The organism is Actinomyces weissii, assembly GCF_016598775.1.
Classification (GTDB): Bacteria; Actinomycetota; Actinomycetes; order Actinomycetales; family Actinomycetaceae; genus Actinomyces; species Actinomyces weissii.
The window spans coordinates 1-25,532 of the sequence record NZ_CP066802.1; the positions used below are offsets into that span (position 1 = coordinate 1).

At 68.7% G+C, this 25,532-nt stretch carries 22 protein-coding genes and 2 tRNA genes; 16 read left to right on the forward strand and 8 right to left on the reverse strand.

What is annotated here, in order from left to right:
• Nucleotides 1-232 precede the first annotated feature (232 nt).
• The 10 genes from dnaA (at nucleotide 233) to JG540_RS00050 (ending at nucleotide 11,297) form a co-directional block, all read left to right on the forward strand.
• Complete coding sequence (gene dnaA, locus JG540_RS00005) at nucleotides 233-1,735, forward strand: chromosomal replication initiator protein DnaA (RefSeq protein ID WP_200275852.1); 1,503 nt, start codon at nucleotides 233-235, stop codon at nucleotides 1,733-1,735.
• Nucleotides 1,736-2,353: 618 nt separating this feature from the next.
• Nucleotides 2,354-3,487: a DNA polymerase III subunit beta gene (gene dnaN, locus JG540_RS00010; protein WP_200275854.1), complete on the forward strand. Its 1,134-nt coding sequence runs from the start codon at nucleotides 2,354-2,356 to the stop codon at nucleotides 3,485-3,487.
• A 34-nt stretch (nucleotides 3,488-3,521) separates the two neighbouring features.
• Complete coding sequence (gene recF, locus JG540_RS00015) at nucleotides 3,522-4,724, forward strand: DNA replication/repair protein RecF (protein ID WP_200275856.1); 1,203 nt, start codon at nucleotides 3,522-3,524, stop codon at nucleotides 4,722-4,724.
• Nucleotides 4,717-5,319 carry a DUF721 domain-containing protein gene (locus tag JG540_RS00020; protein ID WP_200275858.1) on the forward strand — a complete coding sequence of 201 codons (603 nt, stop codon included), beginning with the start codon at nucleotides 4,717-4,719 and terminating at the stop codon, nucleotides 5,317-5,319. The genes recF and JG540_RS00020 overlap by 8 nt, the downstream gene beginning before the upstream one ends.
• A gap of 315 nt (nucleotides 5,320-5,634) precedes the next feature.
• Nucleotides 5,635-7,665: a DNA topoisomerase (ATP-hydrolyzing) subunit B gene (gene gyrB / locus JG540_RS00025; RefSeq protein WP_200277885.1), complete on the forward strand. Its 2,031-nt coding sequence runs from the start codon at nucleotides 5,635-5,637 to the stop codon at nucleotides 7,663-7,665.
• Between the two features lie 127 nt (nucleotides 7,666-7,792).
• Entirely contained in the window at nucleotides 7,793-10,411 is a 2,619-nt protein-coding gene (gyrA, locus tag JG540_RS00030; protein ID WP_234043018.1) for a DNA gyrase subunit A, read from the forward strand.
• Entirely contained in the window at nucleotides 10,408-10,896 is a 489-nt protein-coding gene (locus tag JG540_RS00035) for a DUF3566 domain-containing protein (RefSeq protein ID WP_200275862.1), read from the forward strand. The genes gyrA and JG540_RS00035 overlap by 4 nt, the downstream gene beginning before the upstream one ends.
• Nucleotides 10,897-10,945: 49 nt before the next feature.
• Nucleotides 10,946-11,022, forward strand: a tRNA-Ile gene (locus JG540_RS00040).
• 45 nt (nucleotides 11,023-11,067) lie between these two features.
• The gene (locus JG540_RS00045; RefSeq protein WP_200278398.1) at nucleotides 11,068-11,214 is read left to right on the forward strand and encodes a hypothetical protein; all 147 of its coding nucleotides are present in this window, start codon (nucleotides 11,068-11,070) and stop codon (nucleotides 11,212-11,214) included.
• Nucleotides 11,215-11,221: 7 nt separating this feature from the next.
• Nucleotides 11,222-11,297 (forward strand) — tRNA-Ala (locus JG540_RS00050).
• A gap of 145 nt (nucleotides 11,298-11,442) precedes the next feature.
• Here the strand turns inward: JG540_RS00050 and JG540_RS00055 are convergent.
• On the reverse strand, nucleotides 11,443-11,592 hold the full coding sequence (locus JG540_RS00055; RefSeq protein ID WP_200275864.1) for a hypothetical protein: 150 nt from the start codon (nucleotides 11,590-11,592) through the stop codon (nucleotides 11,443-11,445).
• A gap of 353 nt (nucleotides 11,593-11,945) precedes the next feature.
• Here JG540_RS00055 and JG540_RS00060 point away from each other — a divergent pair, with 353 nt between their 5' ends.
• Entirely contained in the window at nucleotides 11,946-12,530 is a 585-nt protein-coding gene (locus JG540_RS00060; RefSeq protein WP_200275866.1) for a hypothetical protein, read from the forward strand.
• 9 nt (nucleotides 12,531-12,539) lie between these two features.
• Nucleotides 12,540-12,815 carry a hypothetical protein gene (locus JG540_RS00065; RefSeq protein ID WP_200275868.1) on the forward strand — a complete coding sequence of 92 codons (276 nt, stop codon included), beginning with the start codon at nucleotides 12,540-12,542 and terminating at the stop codon, nucleotides 12,813-12,815.
• A gap of 207 nt (nucleotides 12,816-13,022) precedes the next feature.
• Here JG540_RS00065 and JG540_RS00070 read toward each other — a convergent pair whose 3' ends face one another.
• A complete protein-coding gene (locus JG540_RS00070) occupies nucleotides 13,023-13,904 on the reverse strand; it encodes an aldo/keto reductase (protein ID WP_200275870.1) in 882 nt (293 codons plus the stop codon).
• A gap of 335 nt (nucleotides 13,905-14,239) precedes the next feature.
• Nucleotides 14,240-14,779 carry a hypothetical protein gene (locus JG540_RS00075; protein WP_234042814.1) on the reverse strand — a complete coding sequence of 180 codons (540 nt, stop codon included), beginning with the start codon at nucleotides 14,777-14,779 and terminating at the stop codon, nucleotides 14,240-14,242.
• Between the two features lie 206 nt (nucleotides 14,780-14,985).
• Between JG540_RS00075 and JG540_RS00080 the strand changes: the two genes are divergently transcribed.
• Together JG540_RS00080 and JG540_RS00085 are read left to right on the forward strand one after the other, a co-directional pair.
• Entirely contained in the window at nucleotides 14,986-15,507 is a 522-nt protein-coding gene (locus tag JG540_RS00080) for a peptidylprolyl isomerase (RefSeq protein ID WP_200275874.1), read from the forward strand.
• A gap of 79 nt (nucleotides 15,508-15,586) precedes the next feature.
• Nucleotides 15,587-16,435, forward strand: a complete 849-nt coding sequence (locus JG540_RS00085; protein ID WP_200275876.1) for a rhomboid family intramembrane serine protease — start codon at nucleotides 15,587-15,589, stop codon at nucleotides 16,433-16,435.
• Between the two features lie 1,060 nt (nucleotides 16,436-17,495).
• Here JG540_RS00085 and JG540_RS00090 read toward each other — a convergent pair.
• A complete protein-coding gene (locus tag JG540_RS00090) occupies nucleotides 17,496-17,813 on the reverse strand; it encodes a cell division protein CrgA (RefSeq protein ID WP_234042815.1) in 318 nt (105 codons plus the stop codon).
• 385 nt (nucleotides 17,814-18,198) lie between these two features.
• Between JG540_RS00090 and JG540_RS00095 the strand changes: the two genes are divergently transcribed.
• Nucleotides 18,199-18,900: a class E sortase gene (locus tag JG540_RS00095; RefSeq protein WP_234043019.1), complete on the forward strand. Its 702-nt coding sequence runs from the start codon at nucleotides 18,199-18,201 to the stop codon at nucleotides 18,898-18,900.
• Nucleotides 18,900-19,058, forward strand: coding sequence for a hypothetical protein (locus JG540_RS00100; protein ID WP_200275880.1), 159 nt, complete (start codon nucleotides 18,900-18,902; stop codon nucleotides 19,056-19,058). The genes JG540_RS00095 and JG540_RS00100 overlap by 1 nt, the downstream gene beginning before the upstream one ends.
• Before the next feature lie 128 nt (nucleotides 19,059-19,186).
• Here JG540_RS00100 and pknB read toward each other — a convergent pair whose 3' ends face one another.
• From pknB to JG540_RS00120, 4 genes are read right to left on the reverse strand one after another with little or no spacing between them, the layout of a single operon-like run.
• Nucleotides 19,187-21,172 carry a Stk1 family PASTA domain-containing Ser/Thr kinase gene (pknB, locus tag JG540_RS00105; RefSeq protein ID WP_200275882.1) on the reverse strand — a complete coding sequence of 662 codons (1,986 nt, stop codon included), beginning with the start codon at nucleotides 21,170-21,172 and terminating at the stop codon, nucleotides 19,187-19,189.
• Nucleotides 21,169-22,518, reverse strand: coding sequence for a serine/threonine-protein kinase (locus tag JG540_RS00110; RefSeq protein WP_200275884.1), 1,350 nt, complete (start codon nucleotides 22,516-22,518; stop codon nucleotides 21,169-21,171). Before JG540_RS00110 ends, pknB begins: the two co-directional genes overlap by 4 nt.
• Nucleotides 22,515-24,053: a peptidoglycan D,D-transpeptidase FtsI family protein gene (locus tag JG540_RS00115; RefSeq protein ID WP_234042816.1), complete on the reverse strand. Its 1,539-nt coding sequence runs from the start codon at nucleotides 24,051-24,053 to the stop codon at nucleotides 22,515-22,517. The genes JG540_RS00110 and JG540_RS00115 overlap by 4 nt, the downstream gene beginning before the upstream one ends.
• Nucleotides 24,050-25,531 carry an FtsW/RodA/SpoVE family cell cycle protein gene (locus tag JG540_RS00120; RefSeq protein WP_200275886.1) on the reverse strand — a complete coding sequence of 494 codons (1,482 nt, stop codon included), beginning with the start codon at nucleotides 25,529-25,531 and terminating at the stop codon, nucleotides 24,050-24,052. The genes JG540_RS00115 and JG540_RS00120 overlap by 4 nt, the downstream gene beginning before the upstream one ends.
• Between the last annotated feature and the right edge of the window lies 1 nt (nucleotide 25,532).

Sequence of the window (25,532 nt, forward strand, 5' to 3'; positions counted from 1 at the left end):
GCGGCAGCTGTACACAGGCCGTGCGCAGCGCTACCCCCAAGCCTGTGGACAAACCTGGGTGTGTACGCCGTAGATTGTCCCCGTCTGTGGACAAGCCTGTCGACAACCCTACGTATAGGGCCATCCGATAGGCTCTGCAGGTTCTGACCAACACCGGTTGCGGACAGCCTTGCGCCGTCCGGGCCACGACCCGCGGCTGACGGCAGCCAAGGCAGTGAGAAGAGGTCCTGACGTGTCTGACTCAGCGACGACGCAGTGGCGCGACGCCTGCGACATCCTCACTGCCACCTCTGGACTGGGCCCCGGCAAGCTCTCGATCATCCGCACCACCAGGGCCGTGGACGTTGACGGGACCATCGTGCTGATCGTCGGCTCGGCCTTTGCCCGGGACGTGATCGCCAACCAGGCCTACGAGCAGATCAAGGACGCGCTGCGGCAGGTGCTGGGACGGCCGGTGGACGTGGAGGTGACGGTGGACACCTCCTTGGAGACCGCACCCGCCTCCTGGCTGGCTAACCGCCCAGCCCGCACCGAGGTGCCCGCACCTGCCGCACCGCGCGCCCCCGTCACCCCCGTGGCCGTGCAGGTCAGCCGCGAGGAGGCCAGCACCTCCAGCCTACCCGGCTACCTGTCCACCACCAGCCCCACCGCCTCCACCGCGGCCACCCCGGTCGCAGGCCCTAGCGGCACCCCGCTGAACCCGCGCTACACCTTTGACACCTACGTCATGGGACCCTCCAACGGCTTCGCCTACGCCACCGCCGTGGCCGTGGCCGAGGCCCCTGCCAAGGCCTACAACCCCCTGTTCATCTACGGGGGCTCCGGCCTGGGCAAGACCCACCTGCTGCACGCCATCGGCCACTACGCCCGCAGCCTGTTCCCGGACATCAAGGTCACCTACGTCAACTCCGAGGAGTTCCTGTCAGACTTCATCAACTCGGTGGGCGACCAGGAGCGGATCGACGGCTTCAAGCGCCGCTACCGGGAGGTGGACATCCTCCTGATCGACGACATCCAGTTCCTCCAGGGCAAGGAGGGCACGCTGGAGGAGTTCTTCCACACCTTCAACGCGCTGCACACCGCCAACAAGCAGGTGGTGCTCACCTCCGACCAGCCTCCCAAGTCCCTGGGGGGCTTTGAGGAGCGGCTGCGCTCACGCTTCGCTGAGGGCCTGATCGTGGACGTGCAGCCGCCGGACCTGGAGACACGCACCGCTATCCTGTCCAAGAAGGCCCGGGTGGAGGGCCTGGACCTGCCCATAGACGTGCTGGACTACATCGCCTCCCGCATCACCACGAATATCCGTGAGCTGGAGGGGGCCCTGATCCGGGTCACGGCCTTCGCCTCCCTGACCAAGCAGCACGTGGACCGCTCCCTGGCAGAGAAAGTGCTCAAGGACATCATCACCGACCCCGGTGGTGAGGAGATCACCGTGCCGCTCATCATGGCGCAGACCTCGGACTACTTCGGCATCACCATCGACGAGCTGTGCTCGCGCAAGCGCTCCAAGACCCTGGTGACCGCCCGCCACATCGCCATGTACCTGTGCCGCGAGCTCACGGACCTGTCCCTGCCGGTGATCGGCCGGGAGTTCGGCGGCAAGGACCACACCACGGTCATGAACGCGGACAAGAAGATCCGCACGCAGATGGCGGAGCGGCGCGAGACCTACAACCACGTCGCGGAGATCACCAGCCGGATCAAGCAGGCGGCCCAGGCCCCCCGCAGCGCCTGAGCCCTGCCGCAGCCTGTTCCCCTGCCTGAGTGCAGGCTCCCTGCTATCCACCGGCTGTCTGCGCGTCCAGCCCCTCTGCCGCTGCGGCGACGCCGTAACGCCGCGCCTGTCCGTCTGCCCCCAGGACTGACACCTGCCTTCCAGCCGCTGGCCAGACACTGACAGAAGCCGCTGACAGACCTGTGTACAGCGCTTGGGACAAGACGTGGACAAGTCGCCTCCAGCCTGTGCAGCGCTGCCGGGTGCCTGTGTAGTTACAAGATCGCAGACTGTGCCCACCCACAGGCCCAGGCCGTACTCCACGGAAGCACACCCGTGTGCTTCCACAAGCCTGCTTGGCTGGATCAAGCCGCAAAGCTGGTACATCCACAGGATCCACAGCTGCTACTACAACTACTTACAAGAAACCTGGTCCACGGCGCATCTCCTCTCGGTACCATGGCCGCCACCACGGGACGGGGTACAGCCGGGCCAGGGACGGTGCGGGCACCTGCACCTCAGGCGACCGTCTGCAGCCGAGCCGCTAAGCCCCCAGCACAGGCCCTGCCGGTCGGAGCTGTGATTCGTCTACACTGCCTGCCAGTAACTCAAGCCACTGCCACAGGAGAGACAACGACCGTGAAGCTCAGGGTTGACCGCGACGTCCTCGCGGAGGCAGTTACCTGGACCGCCCGCTCACTGCCGCAGCGCCCACCGGTGCCCGTCCTGGCCGGGGTGCGTCTGGAGGCCAAGGGCTCCAGCCTGACCCTGTCCTCCTTCGACTATGAGGTCTCGGCCCGCTGCGAGGTGGCCGCAGAGGTCGAGGAGCCTGGGGTGGTGCTGGTCTCCGGTCGGCTCCTGGCCGATATCGCCAAGGCCCTGCCTGCCAAGCCGGTGGACCTGGAGGTGGAGGGCACCAAGGTGACCGTCACCTGCGGCTCAGCCCACTTCACCCTGGCGGCCATGGCGGCGGACGACTACCCCGCGCTGCCGCAGATGCCCGCCGTCGCAGGCACTATCGACGCCGGGGACCTGGCCAAGGCCGTGGCCCAGGTCTTTACCGCCGCCTCCCGTGACGAGACCCTGCCCATGCTCACCTCCGTGCAGATGGAGGTGGAGGGCAGCACGCTCACCCTGCTGGCCACCGACCGTTACCGCCTGGCCATGCGGGAGATGCAGTGGTCCCCCGATGAGCAGAGCATCTCCACCACCGCCCTGCTGAAGGCCCGCACCCTGTCTGACGTAGCCAAGTCCCTGACCAGCTCCGGTGACGTGACGGTGGCCCTGAGCGAGGACGGCTCCAGCTCCGCGGGCCTGATCGGCTTCGAGGCCGGCGGGCGGCGCACCACCTCCCTGCTGACCGACGGCGACTACCCGCCGGTGCGGCGGCTGTTCCCGGAGACCACCACCATCCACGCCACCGTCGGCAAGGACGAGCTGGTGGCGGCGGTGCGCCGCGTCAGCCTGGTGGCGGAGCGTTCCACCCCAATCCGCCTGAGCTTCACCCAGGGCACCTTGTCCCTGGAGGCCGGGCAGGGTGACGACGCCCAGGCCAGCGAGGAGCTGGTGGCCCACCTGGACGGCGAGGACATCTCCACCGCCTTCAACCCCGGCTACCTGCTGGATGGGCTGGCGGCCCTGAGCACCCCCTACGTGCGCCTGGACTTCACCCACCCCTCCAAGCCGGCGGTGCTCACCGGCATGGACGCGATCGGTGGCCAGGAGGACCCCAGCTTCCGCTACCTGATCATGCCGATCCGCTTCGGGGCCTGAGAGCCTTCCGCTCCGCGCCCCGGGCCCAGCAGGCATGTACGTCTCCGACCTCGCCCTGCAGGACTTCCGTTCCTATCGTGAGCTGCTGGTGCAGCTGGCACCGGGGCCGACGGCGATCGTAGGGGCCAACGGCCAGGGCAAGACCAACCTGGTGGAGGCGATCGCCTACCTCTCCACCCTCTCCAGCCACCGGGTGGGGGCTGACAGGGCCCTGGTGCGCCAGGCCCCAGCCGGTCAGTCCCAGCCCGCGGGCGCGGTGGTGCAGGCCAGGGTGGTGCGTGGCGAGCGGCCCAGCGTCCTGGAGATCGAGATCATCTCCGGCAAGGCCAACCGGGCCCGGCTCAACCGGGCCGCAGTGCGGCCCCGTGAGCTGGTGGGGATACTGCGCACCGTGGTCTTCGCCCCGGAGGACCTGCACCTGGTGCGTGAGGAGCCCGCGGTGCGCCGTCGTTTCCTGGACGACCTGGCGGTCCAGCTGACCCCCCGCCTGGCCGGGGTGCGTGCCGACCATGAACGGGTACTGGCCCAGCGGGCCGGGCTGCTGAAGTCCGCGCGCAGCTCGCGTACCCCCACCAGGAGCCTGCAGGCCACCCTGGAGGTGTGGGACGCCCAGCTGGCTGCGGCCGCTGCCCAGCTGATCGCCGCCCGCGTCCGGCTGCTGCGTCTGCTGCGCCCCTGGGTCAGCGCCAGCTACGAGTCCATCAGCCTGGGCCAGTCCGCGGCCCTGCCCGTCTACCGCTCCAGCCTGCTGGAGCAGGAGGGCGCTCCCGAGCCCCGCCCTGACGGGCAGGTGGAGGAAACCGAGAGCCAGCTGCTGGACACCGAGCGGACCACCGCCCGGCTGGTAGCGGCCATGGAGAGCCTGCACGCCAAGGAGATCGACCGGGGCGTGAACCTGGTGGGCGCCCACCGTGACGACCTGCTGCTGTTCCTGGGCGGGCTGCCTGCCAAGGGCTACGCCTCCCACGGGGAGCAGTGGTCCCTGGCCCTGGCCCTGCGCCTGGCCTCCTACCAGGTGCTGCGTCACGACGCGCAGGAGCTCAGCGGCGACGCCGAGCCGGTGCTCGTGCTCGACGACGTCTTCGCCTCCCTGGACAGCAGGCGGCGGCAGGCCCTGGTCGAGGTGGTCGCCGAGGCCCAGCAGGTGCTGCTGACCGCCGCCGTCGACGAGGACGTGCCCGCCCAGCTGGCGGGCAGCCGGTTGCGGGTGCAGGGCTCGGAGGTCAGCAGTGGCTGAGGACTGGGAGGCGGCTGGGGACGTCCTGGCCCAGCGGGCCCTGGCCCGTCAGGTCTCCGTGGCCTGGGACCGGGGCCTGGCGCGCCGTCCGGTCCGGGACCTGGCGGCTGCGGGACGGCTGGCCGCCAGGCGGCAGCGACCAGGCGCCAACGGGCAGGGCAGTGAGGCTGAGGCCGACCCCCTGGCCCCGCCCGCCCCCGGTCTGGCTCCGGGCAAGGGCCGTCCCGGTCCCAGCCGCTTTGACCCGCACCTGGCTTCCAAGGCCCTGCGGGCGACTGCCCGGGAGAAGGGCTGGGGCGGCAAGCTGCGCATGGCCATGGTGATCGTGCGCTGGGCGGAGATCGTGGGGGCGCAGGTTGCCGAGCACTGTGTGGTGGAGTCCTTTGAGGCCGGGGAGCTGACCGTACGGGCCTCCTCCTCCGCCTGGGCGCAGCAGCTGCGTCTGCTGCAGCCGCGTATCGAGTCCCTGCTGTCCGAGCAGGTGGGCCCCGGCGCCGTCACCAGGATGACGGTGCTGGGTCCGCAGGGCCCGAGCTGGCGCCACGGCAGGCGCACCGTGCGCAACGGGCGCGGACCCCGCGACACCTACGGCTGACACCCACGGCAGGTCCCGGGCGCCCCTTTGGTGACTGGGGCCACTGCCAGCCAACAGCATCCGTTGCCGGGAAGCAGTCCCGAACAGGCTAGAATCGCCCTGGAAGTAACGTGGTGCGCCCAAGTGCCTGCAGACGTACCCCTCCACGTGGACGGGGTGCCTGAGGCTCAGGAGCCCGCAGCGGCACCTTCACGGACCGTGGCGCACCGGGACCAGGTGTGTGACCGGCACACGATGAGGAGCGACCAACACGTGTCTGACCAGGACATCACTGTGACCGCCGACGCCGTCGACCAGCAGGACCTCAGCAACCAGGTGGCAGGCAGGTCGGCCCCAGGGCCCGAGAGCTACGGCGCCAGTGACATCACCGTCCTTGAGGGCCTGGAGGCGGTGCGCAAGCGCCCCGGCATGTACATCGGCTCCACCGGTGAGCGGGGCCTGCACCACCTGGTCTACGAGGTGGTGGACAACGCCGTCGACGAGGCCCTGGCCGGGTACTGCGACCACATCCAGGTCACCATCCAGGACGACGGCGGGCTGAAGGTCGTGGACAACGGCCGCGGCATCCCCGTGGACGAGCACCCCACCGAGCACAAGCCCACCGTCGAGGTGGTCATGACCATCCTCCACGCGGGCGGCAAGTTCGGGGGCGGCGGCTACGCCGTCTCCGGCGGCCTGCACGGGGTGGGTATCTCCGTGGTCAACGCCCTGTCCACCCGGGTGGACACGGAGGTGCGCCGTCAGGGCCACGTGTGGCGCATGAGCTTTGGTGACGGCGGCAAGCCCAAGACCCCCCTGGTCAAGGGCGAGGCCACCCAGGAGACCGGCACCACCCAGGTCTTCTACCCCGACCCGCAGATCTTTGAGACCGTGGTATTCGACTACGAGACCCTGCGGCGCCGCTTCCAGCAGATGGCCTTCCTGAACAAGGGCCTGCGCATCACCCTGACCGACGAGCGCGCCGGGGTCAACGACGCCGGGGACGAGATCACCGGCGACGAGCTGGGCACCAGCGACGACCCCGTCAAGGGCCACCGCTCCGACACCTACCTCTACGAGCACGGCCTGCGCGACTACGTGGGCTTCCTCAACCGCTCCAAGAAGGTGGACCTGATCCACCCCGAGATCATCGACTTCGAGGCCGAGACCCAGCTGGACGAGATGCGGGGCATCAGCCTGGAGATCGCCATGCAGTGGACCAGCGCCTACTCCGAGTCGGTGCACACCTACGCCAACACCATCAACACCACCGAGGGCGGTACCCACGAGGAGGGCTTCCGCACCGCCCTGACCACCCTGGTCAACCGGTACGCCCGTGAGAAGGGCCTGCTCAAGGACAAGGACGACAACCTCACCGGTGACGACATCCGCGAGGGCCTGACCGCCGTCATCTCCGTCAAGCTCTCCGAGCCGCAGTTCGAGGGCCAGACCAAGACCAAGCTGGGCAACACCGAGGCCCGCACCTTCGTGCTCCAGACCGTCTCCGCCAAGCTCGGTGACTGGCTGGACTCCCACCCCGCTGACGCCAAGGCCGTCATCACCAAGGCCACCCAGGCGGCGGCGGCGCGCGTGGCCGCCCGCAAGGCCCGGGAGGCCACCCGCCGCAAGGGCGTGCTGGAGTCAGCCTCCATGCCCGGCAAGCTGCGCGACTGCTCCAGCCGCAACGCCGCCGAGTGCGAGATCTTCATCGTGGAGGGTGACTCCGCGGGCGGCTCCGCCGTCGGTGGGCGCGACCCGGAGCACCAGGCCATCATGCCGATCCGCGGCAAGATCCTGAACGTGGAGAAGGCCCGCCTGGACCGGGCCCTGTCCTCGGACGCCATCCGCTCCCTGATCACCGCCTTCGGCACCGGCATCGGTGAGGACTTTGACCTGTCCCGGCTGCGCTACGGCAAGATCGTGATCATGGCCGACGCCGACGTCGACGGCCAGCACATCGCCACCCTGCTGCTCACCCTGCTGTTCCGCTACATGCGGCCGCTGATCGAGCACGGGCACACCTACATCGCCATGCCGCCCCTGTACCGGCTCAAGTGGTCCAACGCCGAGCACGAGTTCGCCTACTCCGACGCCGAGCGCGACAAGCTCCTCAAGGCCGGGGCCGAGGCCGGCTACCGCCTGCCCAAGGAGGGCGGTATCCAGCGCTACAAGGGCCTGGGCGAGATGAACGACCACGAGCTGTGGGAGACCACCATGGACCCTGCCACCCGCATCCTCAAGAAGGTGACCCTTGACGAGGCCGCCGACGCCGACGAGACCTTCTCCGTCCTGATGGGCGACGACGTCGAGCAGCGTCGCTCCTTCATCCAGCGCAACGCCGCCGACGTGAGGTTCCTGGACATCTGAGCGCCCCGCGCCCGCCGGAACCCCGTACCCAGACAAGCAAAGGAACCCCGTGAGCGAAGAGAACACCACGCTTCCTGTCAGCGAGCAGACCCACGACCGCGTCCAGCCCGTGGACCTCCAGCTGGAGATGCAGCGCTCCTACCTGGACTACGCCATGAGCGTCATCGTGGGGCGGGCGCTGCCGGACGTGCGTGACGGCCTCAAGCCCGTCCACCGCCGGGTCCTGTACGCCATGTACGACGGCGGCTACCGCCCCAACGCCGCCTTCTCCAAGTCCTCCCGCATCGTCGGCGACGTCATGGGCAGCTACCACCCCCACGGCGACGTCGCCATCTACGATGCCCTGGCCCGCCTGGTACAGCCCTGGTCCCTGCGCTACCCGCTGGTGGCCGGGCAGGGGAACTTCGGCACCCCCGGCAACCTGGGGCCGGCCGCCCCCCGGTACACCGAGTGCAAGATGGCCCCCCTGGCCATGGAGATGGTCCGGGACATCGACGAGGAGAGCGTCGACTTCCAGGACAACTACGACGGCAAGAACCAGGAGCCCACCATCCTGCCGGCCCGGTTCCCCAACCTGCTGGTCAACGGCTCCGAGGGCATCGCCGTGGGTATGGCCACCCGTATCCCCCCGCACAACCTGCGGGAGGTCGCCCGGGGTGTGCAGTGGTTCCTGGAGCACCCGGACGCCTCCCGTGAGGAGCTGCTCCAGGCCCTGATCGAGCGCATCCCCGGCCCGGACTTTCCTACTGGTGCCACCATCCTGGGGCGGCGCGGTATCGAGGAGGCCTACCGTACCGGGCGCGGCTCCATCACCCAGCGGGCCGTGGTCAACGTGGAGGAGATCCACGGGCGTCAGTGCCTGGTGGTCACCGAGCTGCCCTACCAGGTCAACCCTGACAACCTGGCGGACAAGATCGCCCAGCTGGTGCGTGACGGCCAGGTCGGGGGGATCGCCGACATCCGGGACGAGACCTCCGGGCGCACCGGCCAGCGCCTGGTGATCGTGCTCAAGCGCGACGCCGTGGCCAAGGTGGTGCTCAACAACCTGTACAAGCGCACCCAGCTGCAGGACAACTTCCCCGCCAACATGCTGGCCCTGGTGGACGGCGTGCCGCGCACCCTGAGCCTGGACGGCTTCGTGCGCCACTGGGTGGAGCACCAGATCGACGTGATCGTGCGCCGCTCCCGGTACCGCCTGCGCAAGGCCGAGGAGCGCCTGCACATCCTGGAGGGCCTGCTCAAGGCCATCGACGCCCTGGACGCCGTGATCGCCCTGATCCGCCGCTCCCCGACCACCGAGGAGGCCCGCTCCGGGCTGATGGGCCTGCTGGGCGTGGACGAGGCCCAGGCCGAGGCGATCCTGTCCCTGCAGCTGCGCCGTCTGGCCGCCCTGGAGCGACTGAAGATCCAGCAGGAGGCGGAGGACCTGCAGGCCAAGGTCGCTGACCTGCGTGACATCATCGCCTCCCCGGAGCGCCAGCGCGGGATCGTCTCTACCGAGCTCAGTGAGATCGTGGAGAAGTTCGGTGACGAGCGGCGTACCCGCATCGTCCCCTTCGACGGTGAGATGAGCATGGAGGACCTGATCCCCGAGGAGGAGGTGGTGGTCACCATCACCCGCTCCGGCTACGCCAAGCGCACCCGCACCGACCAGTACCGCTCCCAGCACCGGGGCGGCAAGGGGGTCAAGGGCACCGCCCTGCGCGAGGACGACGTCGTGGACCACTTCTTCGTGACCACCACCCACCACTGGCTGCTGTTCTTCACCAACCTGGGCCGGGTCTACCGGGCCAAGGCCTACGAGCTGCCGGAGGGCGGGCGCGACGCCAAGGGCCAGCACGTGGCCAACCTGCTGGCCTTCCAGCCGGGCGAGGAGATCGCCCAGGTCATGGAGCTCAAGGACTACGCGGCCGCCGACTACCTGGTGCTCGCCACCCGCCGCGGCCTGGTCAAGAAGACCCGCCTGAGCGAGTACGACTCCAACCGCTCCGGCGGGGTGATCGCCATCAACCTGCGGGAGGACGAGCAGGGCAACGCCGACGAGCTGGTCTCCGCCGCCCTGCTGTCCGCCGGGCAGGACCTGCTGCTGGTCTCCCGCCACGGCCAGTCCGCCCGCTTCCACGCCACCGACGAGGCCCTGCGTCCCACCGGCCGGGCCACCAGCGGCGTGACCGGCATGCGCTTCCGGGAGGGCGACAGCCTGCTGGCCATGGACGTGGTGGACCCCCAGTGGACTGACGCGGACCTGTTCGTGGTCACCGAGGGCGGCTACGCCAAGCGGACCAACGTGGCCGACTACCCGGTCAAGGGCCGCGGCGGCCTGGGCGTGAAGGTCGCCAACCTGGTCGAGGAGCGGGGGGACCTGGTGGGGGCCCTGGTCACCGGCCCGGGTGACGAGGTGCTGTGCATCATGGAGTCCGGCAAGGTGCTGCGCTCGGCGGTGGACGAGGTCTCCCGCACCGGCCGCAACACCCAGGGGGTCACCTTCGCCAAGCCTGACGACGGCGACCGCATCATCGCGGTGGCCCGCAACACCGAGCGGGAGCTGGACAGCGACGAGACGCCCGCCAGCGCCCCCAGCGCCGCTAGTGCTGACAGCACCGCGGACGACGTCGCCAGCGTTGTGGATGGCGTGGCCGCTGGGCCTGTCGGGGACCTTTCCGCCGAAAGTGTGAGCACTGAGCAGGCGCAGGATCACACTGAGGCGGTAGGCTCGGTGGAGGACGAAAGTGAGGACCAGGAATGAGCCAGTCGCCTTCCGCCGCGCCAGGTACGCCGGTCGCGGCAGCTGCTGCACCCTCCGCTGGCGTGGGCCCGGCCCAGGCGGCGCATGGCGGCAAGTCGGTCAAGAAGAAGATCGCTGGCCCCCGCAAGGTGCGCCTGGTACTGACCCGGGTGGACCCCTGGTCCGTGATGAAGGTGTCCTTCCTGCTGTCCTTCGCGGCCTTCATCATGATCATCGTGGGTGCGGCGGTCGTGTGGTTCATGCTGGACCGGATGCACGTGTTCTCCGGTATCCAGGACCTGGTGGGTACGGTCTTTGACGAGAAGAACAACGCCTTCCAGGCGCTGGTGGAGTACATGAAGTTCTCTCGGGCGCTCGCCATGGCGGCGATCATCGGGGTGGTCAACATCGTGCTGACCACGGCCCTGTCCACGATCGGCGCCTTCCTGTACAACATCACCGCCTCACTGGTCGGTGGGGTTCATCTCACACTGGCGGACGACTGATTCGATTTGTCCGCCTCGGACCGGGTGCGCTAGTCTCATCCGGTCGCAAGGGCCTATAGCTCAGTTGGTTAGAGCGCATCCCTGATAAGGATGAGGTCGCTGGTTCGAGTCCAGCTAGGCCCACCACCCGCGGTGGAACGATGAGGAGGGTCCATGAGGAGCCGGACGGTCGTGACTGCTGCGGTTTTCTCATGCCTGGCAGCTGCTGGCTACGCCGCGTGGCTCAAGATCGAGGAGGCCCGCTCCTGGCGGACCGCCTGGGCCGAGGTCACCGACCCGGTGGCAGAGCCCGCGGAGGCTGACTCCTCCCAGGCATGAGCCACAGGGGGCCATGGCGCAATTGGTAGCGCACCTGCTTTGCAAGCAGGGGGTTACGGGTTCGAGTCCCGTTGGCTCCACCACTTCCACAAGGTCCGGTCCCTGGCCATCGACGACGGCCTCGGCCCGGGCCTTGCTGCTCTCCTGTCTCGTGGACCCAGGCGAGTGCATTGTTGCAGTCGCCGCTGCGGGTGTCGGCGAATCGGTTGGTGGGGTCCCCTCGGCACGTTACGTGCCGGTGGACATCCACCTGGACCCCGCAGGCCGTCGCCCGCTGGTGGGGCGGATGTCAGGGACCTTGCGGTGGGTGGCCAGCCAGGCGGACACGGTGCGGGCAGCGGCCTTGGGCACGTCAAGGGTCGCACGATAGGACAGCACGCTGGGACCTTCCAAGAGGTATCAGGGATATACGTCAACCCCTGTCCTGTTCGTGCTCCCCGTGTGCGGCCACACGAGACAGGCCCCTTCCCCCACCCTGGCTCAGGACAGGCACGACCACGACGGCGCAGCGGGCCGCCGGCCCAGCAGGTCCTGGCAGGGCCCCACGCGCTAGCAGGCCACGGCCAGCCCTTGCCCAACCACTCACCTCCTACGAAGGGTTGATAAACATTTGCTTGCATTGAAAACAATGCAGGAGTACGGTGGTAAGCGCATGGGCTTTAGCGCTATGTTTTATAGTGCTAAGGATCAAGCAAGTATCGTGCCCAGTCAACTAGAAAGGTATCACGATCATGTTTGCATCCCGTAAGCTTGCTGCAGTGCTGATGGCCTCTTCTTTTCTGATGCCAGCAACTGCCTATGCTGCTACCAACGATGCTGCTGAACCTGTGCAGTTAGATCCAGCTACATTTGCTACAGAGGAGGGGGAGACAACCGTCGCTCCTGATGGGCTGCGCTCAGTAACTCCCGTGGAAGGTAGCGGCCTCCAGCTTGGGACCCTGGAAGGCGACAACGTCGAGATTCAGGACGGGGTTGCTTTATGGACAGATTCACAAGGCGATTTAGTCGCTCAGATTGCCTTGCGTGGTGAGGGTGACCAGGACTTGGTGTTCTCCTATGACAGCGTCAGCAAGCGCATTGCTCCGGAAACGTCGTCCGAAGCCTCAACTCCGTTCGCGGGGGACATGATGTATGCCAACTCAGCACGTTGCATGCCTAGTTGGGTAGGCTGGGGCTGGAATATTGCCTGGGGTGGTCTTGTGTGCCTGCCGCTAGGTGTAGGTGTTGGTGCTGTCGCCACTCCTATTGCCGGAGTAGCGACTGACTTGGCATGCAACGCCGCAGGAGGCGCCTTGACAACCGCAACTGCCTGTTGAGGCGGAGCCATGAGCACTGAGAAGAGTGTTGCTGTGCGGGGACCCAGCGCATGGTATCCCGCGTTGCATGCAGTGGTTGCGTGGGCCGTTATGTCGGCGTTCATGCTGACCAGAGATTTCCCTTGGTGGTCTTATGCTGCGTCAGGGTTGATATTTCTGGTAGCAGCCTACTTCTGGGACAAGGTGATCAACAAAGGACGGTTCACCAGCCAGAGCCTCATCGCCTTTGCCTCAGTCGCTGCCGTGGTTCTCTTAGCCTGTCTAGGTCTTTATCTGTGGGTCTAGACGAGGCCGAGACAGCTGCGAGCGTGAGGGTGGGCTACTTCCGGCAAAGCAGGAGTAGCCCACCCTCGTTGCGCTCTGTTTCAGCCGTGCCCGTGACCTTCTTGCCCTCAAGGCAGCCCGGCGGTTCACTCATGCCCTGCGTCTTGTGAGGAGAGGCTGTGGACCACATGGTGCGGCTTCTACCATACTGACGCTGGCTTAGGGTGCTTACTGGCGGGGCTCGCGCATCTCGTCAGGGTGGGGGCCGTGGCGCTCCCCCCGGTCCAGGGCGTCCACCAGCGCCATCTGCGCCCCGCTCAGGGCAAAGTCCCACACCGCCGCGTTGGCCGCCATACGCTCCGGGTGCGTGCTCTTGGGGATCACGACGTCGCCGCGCTGCAGGTGCCAGCGCAGCACCACCTGGGCGGGGCTACGGCCCACCTCCTGGGCCACGCGCACCAGCACCGGGTCCTCCAGGACCCGCCCCCGCGCCAAGGGCGACCAGGCCTGCGTGACGACGCCCTGCGCCCAGTTCACCGCCCGCAGCGGCTCCTGCGTGAAGTAAGGGTGCACCTCCACCTGGTTGACCGCCGGGACCACGCCGGTGGCCGCCACGATCCGCTCCAGGTGCCCGGGCTCAAAGTTGGACACCCCGATAGCCCGCACCCGGCCCGACTCCAGCAGCTTGACCATGGCCTGCCAGGTCTCCACCAGGTCCAGTCCCGGGGAGGTGGCCAGCGGCCAGTGCACCAGGAACAGGTCCAGGTACTCCAGCCCCAGGGCACGCAGGGACTCGTCAAAGGAGCGGCGCACCGCCTCAGGTCGGTGGTTGGGGTTGTCCAGCTTGGAGGTGACGAACAGCTCCTCCCGGGGCAGCCCCGAGTCACGCAGGCCCTGCCCCACCCCGGCCTCGTTGCGGTACATCTGGGCCGTGTCCACGTGCCGGTAGCCCAGGGACAAGGCAGCCCGCACGCAGCGGGCAGCGTCGTCATCAGGGATCTTGTAGGTGCCCAGGCCCAGCTGGGGCATGAGCACCGGCCTGTCCGCCACCCCCTGGCTCAGGGGCAGCAGGGTCACCGGCAGCGTGCTACAGACTGGGACACAGCTCATACCAGGAGCCTAAAGGGCCCGCCTGGGAACTACCAGGGGCGACGGCGCCCCCTGGCTCCGCTGCTACCCGCTGCTACCCGCGGGTCCCTGGGTCCGCGGGGTCCCTGCGCTCTGGCCCGGGCACCTGGCGCCGTCGAGCACGCCCTGGAGCCGCAGGCAGGGTCACTGGCCAGCAAGAGAAACAGGAAAGGACACGCCAAGAGCCACTGGTCGTGGTGGGCAGACCTCAGGGGGCGGAGCAGGAGGGGCAGCACACGCCGGTGGGCCCCCAAGACGACGGGGGCCCCGCAGGATCCGCTCCTGCAGGGCCCCCCGCTCAGGCTCTCAGTGGTGCCTCAGCTGATGACCTCGGCCTCCTCGGCCTCCTCCGAGTCGGCCCAGTACTCTTCCGCCCAGGGGTCCTCCACCGGCTGGCTACGCTGCCAGACCACGTAGGCGGCAGCTGCGGCGACACCGGCCAGGGCCACCCAGCCGAAGGTCTTGAGAACGGGGTGCTTCTTCTTCACGGGAACCTCCTGAAGTGCCGCCTGCTTGGCAGCGGTGCTGATGATCTGGGCGCGCTCCATAAGCGGTACGCCCTCGGACTTGTCAGTAGCCGCGCGGACCGCGGCGGTGGTGCGCTGGACACGCGGCACGTAGTCCTCAACGACACGTGTACGCGCCTCTTCCAGCACCGGGGCGGTGCGGGCCTGGGCGTCGCGGGCGACCTTCTCCGCCCCGGCACGCGCCCGGCTCAGACCGGTGCCCGCCCACCCGGCTACCCGGTCGACAGCATACTCAGCCTGGGTGGCGAGGTTCCCTGCAAGCTGGGCAGCCTCCTGCTTCAGCTTGTCCGTGTCGAAGTCGAATCTCTCGAGCCTCTTCTCGAAGGTCATCATCTGCCTCCTGACTGGTTGCTGCCGGGCCGATCCGGACCTGCTGACGGCAAGGGCGCCGTCGTCGGAGCTACATCGTCGCATTCCCTGGACCCCTCCGCATCCGACTGGCACCTGAATCCCTACAGGTTTTGCCTGGGGTGAACACCTGCGCGCTCAGCGGAGCGTGCTAGTAACCGCCCCGGCAGGCGTGGGAACATGCGTGCATGGAAGCCACACTGCACACCAACCACGGCGACATCAAGGTCACGCTCTTGCCTGAGCAGGCCCCGCAGACCGTCGCCAACTTCACCGGCCTGGCCACCGGCACCAAGACCTGGACAGACCCGCGCACCGGCGAGCAGAAGAACGAGCCGCTCTACCAGGACGTTGTCTTCCACCGGGTCATCCCAGGGTTCATGATCCAGGGCGGCGACCCGCTCGGCACCGGCACCGGCGGTCCCGGCTACAACTTCGACGACGAGATCGACCACTCCCTGAACTTCAACGCCCCCTACGTGCTGGCCATGGCCAACGCGGGACTGCGCATGGGGCGGGGCACCAACGGGTCCCAGTTCTTCATCACCGTCGCCCCCACCCCCTGGCTGCAGGGAAAGCACACCATCTTCGGCCAGGTCGCCGACGAGCCCTCCAAGCAGGTCGTCGACGCTATCGCGGCCGTGCCCACTGACGGCCGCGACCGCCCCCATCAGGACGTCGTGATCAAGTCGGTCACCGTCAGCGAGTGACAGGCCGCCTCAAGCAGACCAGACGCCGTCGGGTTCCTGCCCGGCGGCGTCGCCGTACCTGAACCAGGAGTAGCAGGAAGTGACCCAGCCTCCCACCTACCACAGCCAGGAGCAGGCCCCCGTGTGCCCGCGCCACCCTGAGCGCGTGGCCTACGTGCGCTGCCAACGCTGCAACCACCCCGTGTGCCCCAGCTGCCAGCTGCCCAGCCCGGTCGGGGTGCGTTGCGTGGACTGTGCCAGCGCGGCCGCCGCCTCCCGCCGCCCCACCCGCACGGTGCTCGGCGGGGTCCAGGCCAGCGGCGCCAAGGTGACCGTCGGGTTCATCGGCCTGTGCGTGCTGGTCTACCTGCTGCAGCAGGTGCCGGGGCTGGGGGTAACCCGGTGGCTGGCCTTCAACCCGGCGCTGGCGGCCACCGAGCCCTGGCGCTTCCTCACCACCGCCCTGCTGCACGGCTCGCCCCTGCACCTGGCCTTCAACATGTTCGCCCTGTGGGTCGTGGGCGGGCAGCTGGAGGAGGTGCTGGGGCGCTGGCGCTACCTGGCCCTGCTGCTGCTCAGCGCCTTTGGTGGCTCCGCCATGATCTACCTGCTGGCCACCCCTGGCTCACAGAGCTGGGTCACTTGGACGGTGGGGGCCTCCGGGGCGGTCTTTGGGCTGTTCGCCACGCTGTTCGTGGTGCAGCGGCGCTTTGGGCGTGACACCTCCGCGGTGCTGGGGCTCCTGGGTTTGAACCTGGTGATCTCCTTCGTCGGGGCGAATATCTCCTGGCAGGGGCACCTGGGGGGTCTGCTGGCGGGGGCGGCGCTGGCCTCCGTCTACGCCTGGGCGCCCCGGGAGCGGCGCACGCAGGTTTCCGTGGCGGGCACGGTGGGGCTGGCGGGGCTGCTGCTGGCTGTGGTGGTGCTGCGCGCCTTCCTGGCGGCCTGAGCCGCAGCCACGGTTGGGCCCCCAGCCAGAACTGGCTGGGGGCCCAACCGTGTGTGGGACGCCTGGCTGTGAGTCACCCTGGTACCCCAGTGGCTGCCAGGACTCTTCGTGCGCGATGGCCTGCCTGCGGGCCCCCTCCCAGGCAGCCGGGCCTTAAACAGGCTCAGCGGAGCACCTCACCTGCTGCACTGGTTAGGGCAGCCTTGCGCCCAGCCGTGCGTAACGGGTGGGTAGCAGATTGATGACTTTGTCCCCAGGTCGTGCTTGCGCCTCGCCGTGCGTAACGGGTGGTCCTGTACCGGGACCTGCTAACCATCCCTGCTGCGCTGCCCTACCTGCCTGAACAGGGATGGAGGCTGGGGGCTCCTCCCCTACCTCAGGGACAGCTGTCTTACACATGTGTAAGTAGTCCACAGCTGTGGACAGGTCTGTGGAATAACAGATCTGTAGTTTGTCCACAGGCTTGTACACACCTGGGGAAAAGCCCTGTCTGCCAGCAGATCACAGTTGTTCACACCTCCACAGGGGCATTGGTGACAGTTCTCCACGGTTGTGGACAACCAGACCCTAGGGAGCGGCCGTGTGGGGCCGGGACCGGCCGGACCGGGGGTACGGCTGACGCCGTCCTCCTGGCCGAGTCGCGCTCCAAGGCCTTCACCACCGGCGCCTAGCCAGCCTCCTACGCCGGGCGCACACCCCTCACCGGCAGGTCCGGGTCCTCAACCCGTGGCGAGCACGTCTCGCACGCAAGCATCACCTCCTACACGGGCGGCACCTCCTACTTGGGCCAAAGGCCCCTCAAGCGAGGCATGTTCCCCTCGGTCTCCGCCTCCACTTGTGCATTTCGGCGCGAGTGGTGCCGAAAAACCGCACCACTCGCGCCGAAATGCACAAGTCGGGGTGTGGGGCAGGACGCCTACAGCGGCGGCTTACGGGCATGCAGGCCCCAAGCGTCTAAGCCCAGTCAGGCGGATACGACCAACCGGCTGAAGCGTCACGTCGCTCCAGCACCTGGCAGTCAGCTAAGGGCCGGACGGTTTTCTCCCAGGCCCTAGCCGTCCTACTTCCAGCGCAGCAGGCCCAGGAAACCGACCAGGGCGATCAGTGCGCCCACGTAGAGGTTCCCGTTGCGCAGCCAGTCACCGCCGTGGCTCTTCACGAAGTACGGAACCGGATAGGCTCCCTGGAACAGGTAGGTGACCACCACCCACACCAGGCCGATCAGCATGAGCCCGACCATCGTCGGGGCGTACCAGCCGGGGCTGTGCACGTCCCTGACCTTCACGGGAGTGCGCGAGACACGGTTGGCCGCGGCGCGCGACTCCTCCATGGCCTTGGCTGCCTTGGCCGGGTTGCCGGACTTCCTTGGATCAGCCACGCGGACCTCCTGACTACAGAGAACAACTGTGAAGCTTGGGGCTCGTCTGTTCAGAGCGAACCACCACCGGCCTTAGCGTAGGCCATCAGGGTGCTGTGCATAGACTGGCCGCAGTCTCACCTAGAGGCGGCAAGGAGCACTGATGGCTGAGCTAGAACCGCAGGCGCCACCGGCAGAACCAGGACTACCACCCTCGATAGCCCCGCAGGCGGCGGAGCCTGTCGGCGCCCCCAGCACGCCCACCCTGGCCACGGCGACGGCGGAGCCTCTCCCCGACGGGCAGAAACGGTCCAGGCGGCCTAGCCGAAAGGAGCTGCGGCACCAGCCTGCACATGCCGCCAGCCGCAGACCGGCCCGACGCCGTCGTGGGGTGCTGGACATCCTGCTGACCCTGATCGGTGAGGCGCTTATCACCGCTGGTGCCGTGATCGGCCTGTTCCTGGTGTGGCAGCTGTGGTGGACCGGGATCGAGGCCACGCAGAAGGCTGAGGCTGCCACCAAGACCTTCACCCAGACGCAGGTGGAGTCCCCCAAGACCGCTGGCACCAAGCACACGGAGCCGCCCCCCGCCATGCCCCAGGTCGGCTACGGGGAGACCATCGGCATGCTGGTGGTGCCCAAGTGGTACGGCGTCACCAACAACAACATGCCGGTGATTGAGGGCACCGGCCCGGACGTGCTGGACCAGGCCGCCGCGGGCCACTACAGCGACACCCAGCAGCTCGGCGAGATCGGCAACTTCGCGGTGGCCGGGCACCGGCGCTCCAACGGCAACTCCTTCCGCCGGGTGGACCTGCTGGAGCCGGGGGACGAGATCGTCGTCTCCACCAAGGACGTGTGGTACGTGTACACGGTGGAGAGCCACGAGATCGTGCTGCCCTCCCAGACTGAGGTGATCGCGCCCGTGCCTGGGCACCCGGAGCAGGCGGCCACGGAGCAGTACCTGACCATGACCACCTGCCACTCAGTAAACGTGGGCGAGTGGGGCAACGACCACCGCTGGATCGTGCACGCCAAGTTCTCCTACTGGATGCCGCGCTCTGAGGGGCGCCCCGAGTCGGTCCTCAAGGACCCGGAGGTCAACTGATGTACGGATTCATCTGGCGGCACCTGCCGGGCCCCACCTGGCTGCGGGCGATCGAGGCGCTGGTGCTGCTGCTGGGGGTGGTCTACCTGCTCATGGAGTACGGCTTCCCCTGGGCGGACGCCCGCTGGCACTTCTCCGGCCAGGCCGACGTCGGCTAGCGCCCAGGCGGACAGGCCCCAACGCGCCGACGGCGGCCCGGTGGTCTCCCGGGGTGGAGTTGGTCAGGCACACCTAGAGGCTGGGTGGGGCTAACCATCCAGCCAGCCCCACCCAGCCTCAGGCCTGCTCACTCCGACTTCTTGGTGGCTTTCTGCGTGGGAGCCGGGGTGGGGGCGGCGGCCTTGCCCACCGAGATGCTCACCGGGGCGTTGCGCATGGCCTTCTGGCCGGGTTCCGGAGTCTGCGAGACGACCTTGCCGGCTTCCGCCGGGCTGTGGGCCTCCACCTCCGTCACCGTCACCTCACCCAGGCCAGCGGCCCGGAGGGCAGCAGTCGCCTGCGCCTGCGTCTGTCCCTTAACGTCCGGGACGTCCACCTGGTCCGCCACCCAGGCGGTGAGGGTGATCTGGTCCTTGCTGGCGTTCACGGCCGCGCCCTCCAGCGGGTCCACGGACTTGACCGTGTCCACCTGCGCAGGGTCAGTGGTCTTCTCCGTGACGATCTTGTAGCTGAGCCCTGCTGCCCGCAGCGCCTCCTCCGCCTCGGAGAGCTTGAGACCCACCACCGTGGGAACCGTGACCTTACCGGAGGCCACCACCAGGGAGATCGTGGCGCCCCGCTTGACGGAGGTACCCGCCACCGGCGTCGTGCGGATGACCTCACCGGCGTCGAAGCCGGCCGCGTCCTCCGTGGTCACGTCACCGACCACCAGGCCTGCGGCCTGCAGGAGCGAACGTGCCTCAGACTGGCTCTTGCCCTTGACGTCCGGCACCGCGGCCATGGCCGAGCCGGAGGAGAAGTGCACCGTGACAGTCTCACCCAGCACCATGTTCGTGCCGACCCCCGGCTCGGTGGACACAACCAGGCCCGCGGCCACCGTGTCGGAGGCCACGTCCTCGCCCCGCTTGAAGACCAGGCCCGCGGCCTCCACCGCTGCCTTGGCCTCGGCCTCGCTCTGGCCCGTGATATCCGGCACCGGGGCGGCTGTGGCTACCTGGGTGGGACGCTCGGAGGGCTCGCGGCCACCAATGGCCCCGGAGGCGTACAGGCCACCCAGCATCACGGCCAGCAGGACTAGCACACCCACCAGCCACCACACCCAGGTGTTTGAGCGCTGAGCCTCCTCCTCGCTGTCCTCAGAGGTGGGTGCCGACGGCGGGGCCGGTGCCGGGGAGGTGCCCACCGGCTGACGCTGCACCGGGATGAAGGCGGTGGCCTGGCTCCAGGAGTCCACGGCCGGGGCCATCACGGCCAGCCCCTGCGAGGCCGCCAGCAGGTCCGAGCGCATGTGCGCAGAGTCCTGGTAGCGGTCGTCACGGGCCTTGGCCAGGGCCTTGAGCACCACCCGGTCCAGGGACTCGGGCACGTCCGCAGCCAGGCTGGAGGGGGGCTTGGGCAGCTCACGCACGTGCTGGTAGGCGATTGCCACCGCCGAGTCTCCCTGGAAGGGGGTCTGCCCGGTCAGCAGCTCGTAGAGCAGGCAGCCGGTGGAGTACAGGTCGGAGCGGGCGTCCACCAGCTCCCCCCGAGCCTGCTCCGGGGACAGGTACTGGGCGGTGCCCACCACGGAGTGCGTCTGGGTGACGGTGGCCGCGGAGTCCTCCACCGCCCGGGCGATGCCGAAGTCCATGACCTTCACGTCACCGGTGGAGGTCAGCATGATGTTGCCGGGCTTGATGTCCCGGTGCACGATGCCCGCCCGGTGGGAGTACTCCAGGGCGTTGAGCACGCCGACGGTGATCTCCACGGCCTCGTCGATGGGGACGGCCTCGCCCTCCGCGAGCAGCTCACGTACCGTGTGCCCCTCCACGTACTCCATGACGATGTAGGGCACGTTGCGCACCTTGCCGTCGGACTGGGTCATGGGCTCCTCACCGGAGTCGTAGACCGCCACGATGGAGGGGTGGTTCAGGCCGGCCGCGGACTGCGCCTCCCGGCGGAAGCGCGCCTGGAAGGTCTCGTCGTCGGCGATGTCGGCGCGCAGCAGCTTGACCGCGATCGTGCGGGACAGCCGAGTGTCATAGCCGAGGTGGACCTCAGCCATGCCGCCGCGACCGACCAGGTCACGGACCTCGTAGCGTCCCGCCAGCACGCGGGGGAAATGCTCTGTCACTGTGCCTCCTTGTCGGGAATGACTGACACGGCCCTTGAAGGCGCAGTGCCAGAGGCTGCGGTGCTCCCGGCGCCGGACAGCAGCGTGCCCAGCAGCGCGAGAACCACAACGAGTACTAAGAGTGTGACCAGCCGCAGCGTATACACAAGCAGCAGCTCGCTGCGGCCGTGGCGCCGGGCGGGGGCACCGTCCACCAGGGCGGGTGCCAGCTGTAGCGGGGCCGCGCCAGCCAGGGCCGGTGCGCTGACCCGGCGGCGCGTCCTGCCTCTACCGGCGGGGCTGGCTGAGCCCGCCCGGTCTGCTGTGGCACGGCTGGGCGCCCTGCGGTCCACCGCCAAGGGCTGCTCCGATCCGCTGCCACCTGCACTGCCGCTAACACTGCTACGGCTTGCAGGGCTGGCGGTCAGGCTGCTGCGGGCAGCACCGACGGCGGGGCCGGCGCCGGAGGCGGTGGCAGCCCCTTCCGGACTGGTGGTCTGGGTACCCGGCCACCTGATCCCCTGCTGAGGGTCCCAGTCCTCCTGGGGCAGACGGATCACGATCCGGTCCAGCCGCCGGGCCAGCTCCCGGGCGGACAGAGGACGTTCCGTGGGCCGCTTGGCCAGCAGCTCCATAACCACCTGACGCACCGCGGCCGGCACGGTCTCCGGCAGCGGCGGGACCGGGGAGTTGACGTGCTGGTAGGCGATATCCACCTGCGAGGCCCCCACGAAGGGCCGGTTCCCGGTCAGCGCCTCATAGGCGATGATCCCCAGGGAGTAAAGGTCCCCGGCAGGGGTGGCCAGGTTGCCTGTGGCCTGCTCCGGGGCCAGGTACTGGGCGGTGCCCATGACCATGCCCGCGGCCGTCATCGGTAGCTGGTTCGTGCCGGTGGAGATGCCGAAGTCGCTGAGCTTGGCCAGTCCCTCCCGGGTAATGAGGATGTTTGAGGGCTTAACGTCCCGGTGTACCACACCGGCATCGTGCACTACCTGGAGCGCCCTGGCCACCTGAGCCAGGATGGTGAGGATCTCCTCGGGCGGCATGGTGCCCCGCTCCGCCAGGATGTCGGACAGGGGCCGCCCCTGGACGAGCTCCATCACGATCCAGCCGGTCCCCTGGCGCTCCCCGGCGTCCAGCACCACCGCCAGGTTCGGGTGCCTCAGCCCGGAGGCGTTCTTGGCCTCCGCGCGCAGCCGGGACAGGAAGATCTCGTCGCCCTGCAGCTCGGGGCGCAGGATCTTCACGGCCACAGCCCGCCCGGAGCGCAGGTCCGTGGCCCGCCAGACCTCACCCATGCCCCCCAGGGCGATGCGCTCAGCGAGCTCGTAGCGGCCCTGTATCTCTAACCCGGTGCGTGGCCTCACTGGTCCACCGCCGCGTCGATCACCTGGGCGGCGATGGGGCCGGCCAGGCTCCCACCGGTGCCGCCAAAGGTCTGCTGCCCGGAGTCCAGCACCACCGCCACCGCGATAGTGGGCTTGGCGATGTCGGTACCGGCAAAGCCGATGAACCAGGTGGTGGGGCCCTCCCCGTCCTGCTGGCTGTCGTTCTCCGCCGTGCCGGTCTTGCCAGCGACCGTGACCCCCGCGACCTGCGCCGTCGTCCCGGTGCCGGAGCCCACCACCTGCTGCATCATGGTGGACAGGGACTGGGCCTGCTCCGGGGTGATCGGGGTGCGCAGCACCTGCGGCTTGGTCTGCTCCACCGTGTTGAGGCTGTGGTCCAGCACCCGGCGGATCAGGTAGGGACGCATCTGCACGCCGTCATTGGCCACCGTGGCCGCGACCATCGCCATCATCAGGGGCGTGGCCGTGACCCCGCCCTGGCCGATGCCCGCCAGGGCGGTGCGTGCCAGGTCGTCGCCAGACGGGGTGTACACCGAGCCGGACACGTGCAGGGGCACGGAGAGCTGGGAGTTGAAGCCCCAGGCCTCCGCCTCTGCACGCAGCTCCTGCTCACCCACGTCTAAGGCCAGCTGGGCGAAGGGGGTGTTACAGGACTGGGCGAAGGCGTAGGTGAAGGACACTGTGCCGTCCCCACAGGACTCGCCTGCGTAGTTGGTCATGCGGTGGCTGGAGCCCGGCAGGGTGAAGGTGTCTGGCGCCGCCACCTGGCTGTCCGGCTTGACCTTCCCGGTGCGCAGCCCGGCGGAGGCGGTCAGCACCTTGAAGGTGGAGCCAGGGGCGTACTGGCCGTTCAGGGCGCGGTTCACCAAGGGGGCCCCGGACATGGAGGACAGGCTGGCGGAGGCGTCCAAGGCGGTGGCGGCGTCCAGGCTGGACAGGGGGCCGGGGTCGAATGAGGGGGTGGAGACCAGGGCCAGGATCTCGCCGCTGCGGGGGTCCAGGGCCACCACCGAGCCAGCCCGCTGCCCCAGCGCCTCCTGCGCGGCCTGCTGGATCCTGGGGTCGATGGTGGTCTCCACCGAGCCGCCGTGACGGTTCTGGTTGCGGAGCGCGTTGCGCAGGCGGGACCACCACAGGGAGCCGTCAAAGCCTGCCAGCACCGCGTTCTCGGTCTGCTCCAGGCCCGTGCTGGCCTGCTGGGTCATGGAGATGTAGCCGGTGACGTGGGCGTACAGGGGGCCGTTGGAGTAGCTGCGCGCGTAGTAGCCGTTGTCCAGCTTGGAGGAGCTGGCCAGGGTGACGGTGGCGCCGTCGGCCCCCCGCGCCACGATAGAGCCGCGGGGCTGGGTGTAGCGCTCCAGGACGATACGGCGGTTGCGGGGGTCCTGCCACAGGTTGGCCTGCTCACCCAGGGCATCGGGGGAACCAGCCTCCCAGACGGCGGGGCGGGCGAAGAACTGCACCGAGGTCAGGCCCACGCACAGGGACACGAAGATCACGGTGACCAGGAGCTGTACCCGGCGCACAGCCTTGTCCAGGGCGGACACGCTCATGGCCGCACCTCCTGACCGGCGGGCAGCACCACCGCGTTGCGGCTGATCGGGCTGTCCTCCGTGCCCGGCTGCATGGCGGTGTGGGACAGGCGCAGCAGCAGCGCCAGGATGATCCAGGTGGACAGCACGGAGGAGCCGCCGTTGGACAGCAAGGGGGTGGTCAGCCCGGTCAGCGGCAGCAGCCGGGTCAGGGCCCCCACCATCACGAAGACCTGCAGCGCCAGGGAGAAGGACAGGCCGGTGGCCAGCAGCTTGCCGAAGTTGTCCCGCGCGACCAGGGCGGTGCGCAGCCCCACCATCACGATCACGGCGTACAGCAGGATGATCACGATCGTGCCGGTCAGGCCTAGTTCTTCACCGAAGGCTGCCAGGATGAAGTCGGTCTGCACCTCCGGGATCAGGTCCGGGTCCCCCTGCCCCCAGCCGGTGCCGAAGGTCCCACCCCAGGCCAGGGCAAAGAGTCCCTGCACCAGCTGGTAGGAGGTGCCGTCGGCGTACTCCGGCTCCATGGCGTGCAGCCAGGAGGTGAAGCGGGAGGCGATCTGGCTGGTGGTCAGGTAGCCGATCCAGCCCATGGGCACGGTCAGCACGGCCGCCAGGAAGGCCCACATGAAGGTGCCCGTGGACACGCACAGCGTCACCACGAACATGCCGAAGAACATGACCGACATCCCCCAGTCGTTCTGGGCCACCAGGAAGGCGGTGGCCAGGGCCCACACGATCATCAGGGGCACCAGGTCCCGGGACTTGGGTACGCGCCAGCCGAAGGGCAGCGGCACGGGGCCGATCTTGCGGCGCCCGGCCTGGGCCAGGTTCGCGCCGCGCGTCTTGAGGTAGTAGGCGAAGAAGACCGCCAGGAGGATCTTGGCCAGCTCGGAGGGCTGGAAGCTGAAGCCCGCGATGCTCACCCATATGCGGGCGCCGTTGACCGACTGGCCGATACCTGGCACGAAGGGCAGCAGCAGCAGCGGGACCGACAGGACGCCAGCCGCCTGCGCGGGGGTAACCGGTAGGGGCCGGGGGGCGACTCCGTCCTGAGCCCGCTCCCAGAAGCGGGGGATCCCCCGCTCCAGACGGCGGGTGTCCTTGAGCAGCCCGAGCACGAGCACCATGAGCACCACGCCGATAGCCATGTGCAGGACCGGGCCGTTGCCCATGACCGGCCGGTCCTGGCTGAGGAAGGCGAAGTCCAGGCGGCGCAGCATGGCCACCCCCAGGCCGTTTAGCGCGGTAGCCGCAGGCAGCAGCAGGGGGTTGGCGTGGGGCGCCAGGAAGCGGACAGCCAGGTGGGCGCCCAGCGGCAGCAGCACCAGGGCCACCACCTGCGGGGTGATGGCCCCCCAGGTCGCGTCATCGCGGCCCGCGACGGTGAGCACCAGCCCGAGCACACCCACCAGCACGGCCACCACCAGGAGCTTGGCCTCGGTGCGGCGGCGGCTGTCCGGCGAGATCACCCCAGGGCCTGGGACGACAGACATC

What these genes read in the sequence shown, in the direction of transcription:
- recF (WP_200275856.1), top strand. Translation starts at nt 3,522, where the DNA reads ATGTACGTCTCCGACCTCGCCCTGCAGGACTTCCGTTCCTATCGTGAG.
- gyrA (WP_234043018.1), top strand. Translation starts at nt 7,793, where the DNA reads ATGCAGCGCTCCTACCTGGACTACGCCATGAGCGTCATCGTGGGGCGG.
- JG540_RS00035 (WP_200275862.1), top strand. Translation starts at nt 10,408, where the DNA reads ATGAGCCAGTCGCCTTCCGCCGCGCCAGGTACGCCGGTCGCGGCAGCT.
- JG540_RS00060 (WP_200275866.1), top strand. Translation starts at nt 11,946, where the DNA reads ATGTTTGCATCCCGTAAGCTTGCTGCAGTGCTGATGGCCTCTTCTTTT.
- JG540_RS00065 (WP_200275868.1), top strand. Translation starts at nt 12,540, where the DNA reads ATGAGCACTGAGAAGAGTGTTGCTGTGCGGGGACCCAGCGCATGGTAT.
- JG540_RS00070 (WP_200275870.1), bottom strand. Translation starts at nt 13,904, where the DNA reads ATGAGCTGTGTCCCAGTCTGTAGCACGCTGCCGGTGACCCTGCTGCCC.
- JG540_RS00075 (WP_234042814.1), bottom strand. Translation starts at nt 14,779, where the DNA reads ATGACCTTCGAGAAGAGGCTCGAGAGATTCGACTTCGACACGGACAAG.
- JG540_RS00080 (WP_200275874.1), top strand. Translation starts at nt 14,986, where the DNA reads ATGGAAGCCACACTGCACACCAACCACGGCGACATCAAGGTCACGCTC.
- JG540_RS00100 (WP_200275880.1), top strand. Translation starts at nt 18,900, where the DNA reads ATGTACGGATTCATCTGGCGGCACCTGCCGGGCCCCACCTGGCTGCGG.
- JG540_RS00115 (WP_234042816.1), bottom strand. Translation starts at nt 24,053, where the DNA reads ATGAGCGTGTCCGCCCTGGACAAGGCTGTGCGCCGGGTACAGCTCCTG.
- JG540_RS00120 (WP_200275886.1), bottom strand. Translation starts at nt 25,531, where the DNA reads ATGTCTGTCGTCCCAGGCCCTGGGGTGATCTCGCCGGACAGCCGCCGC.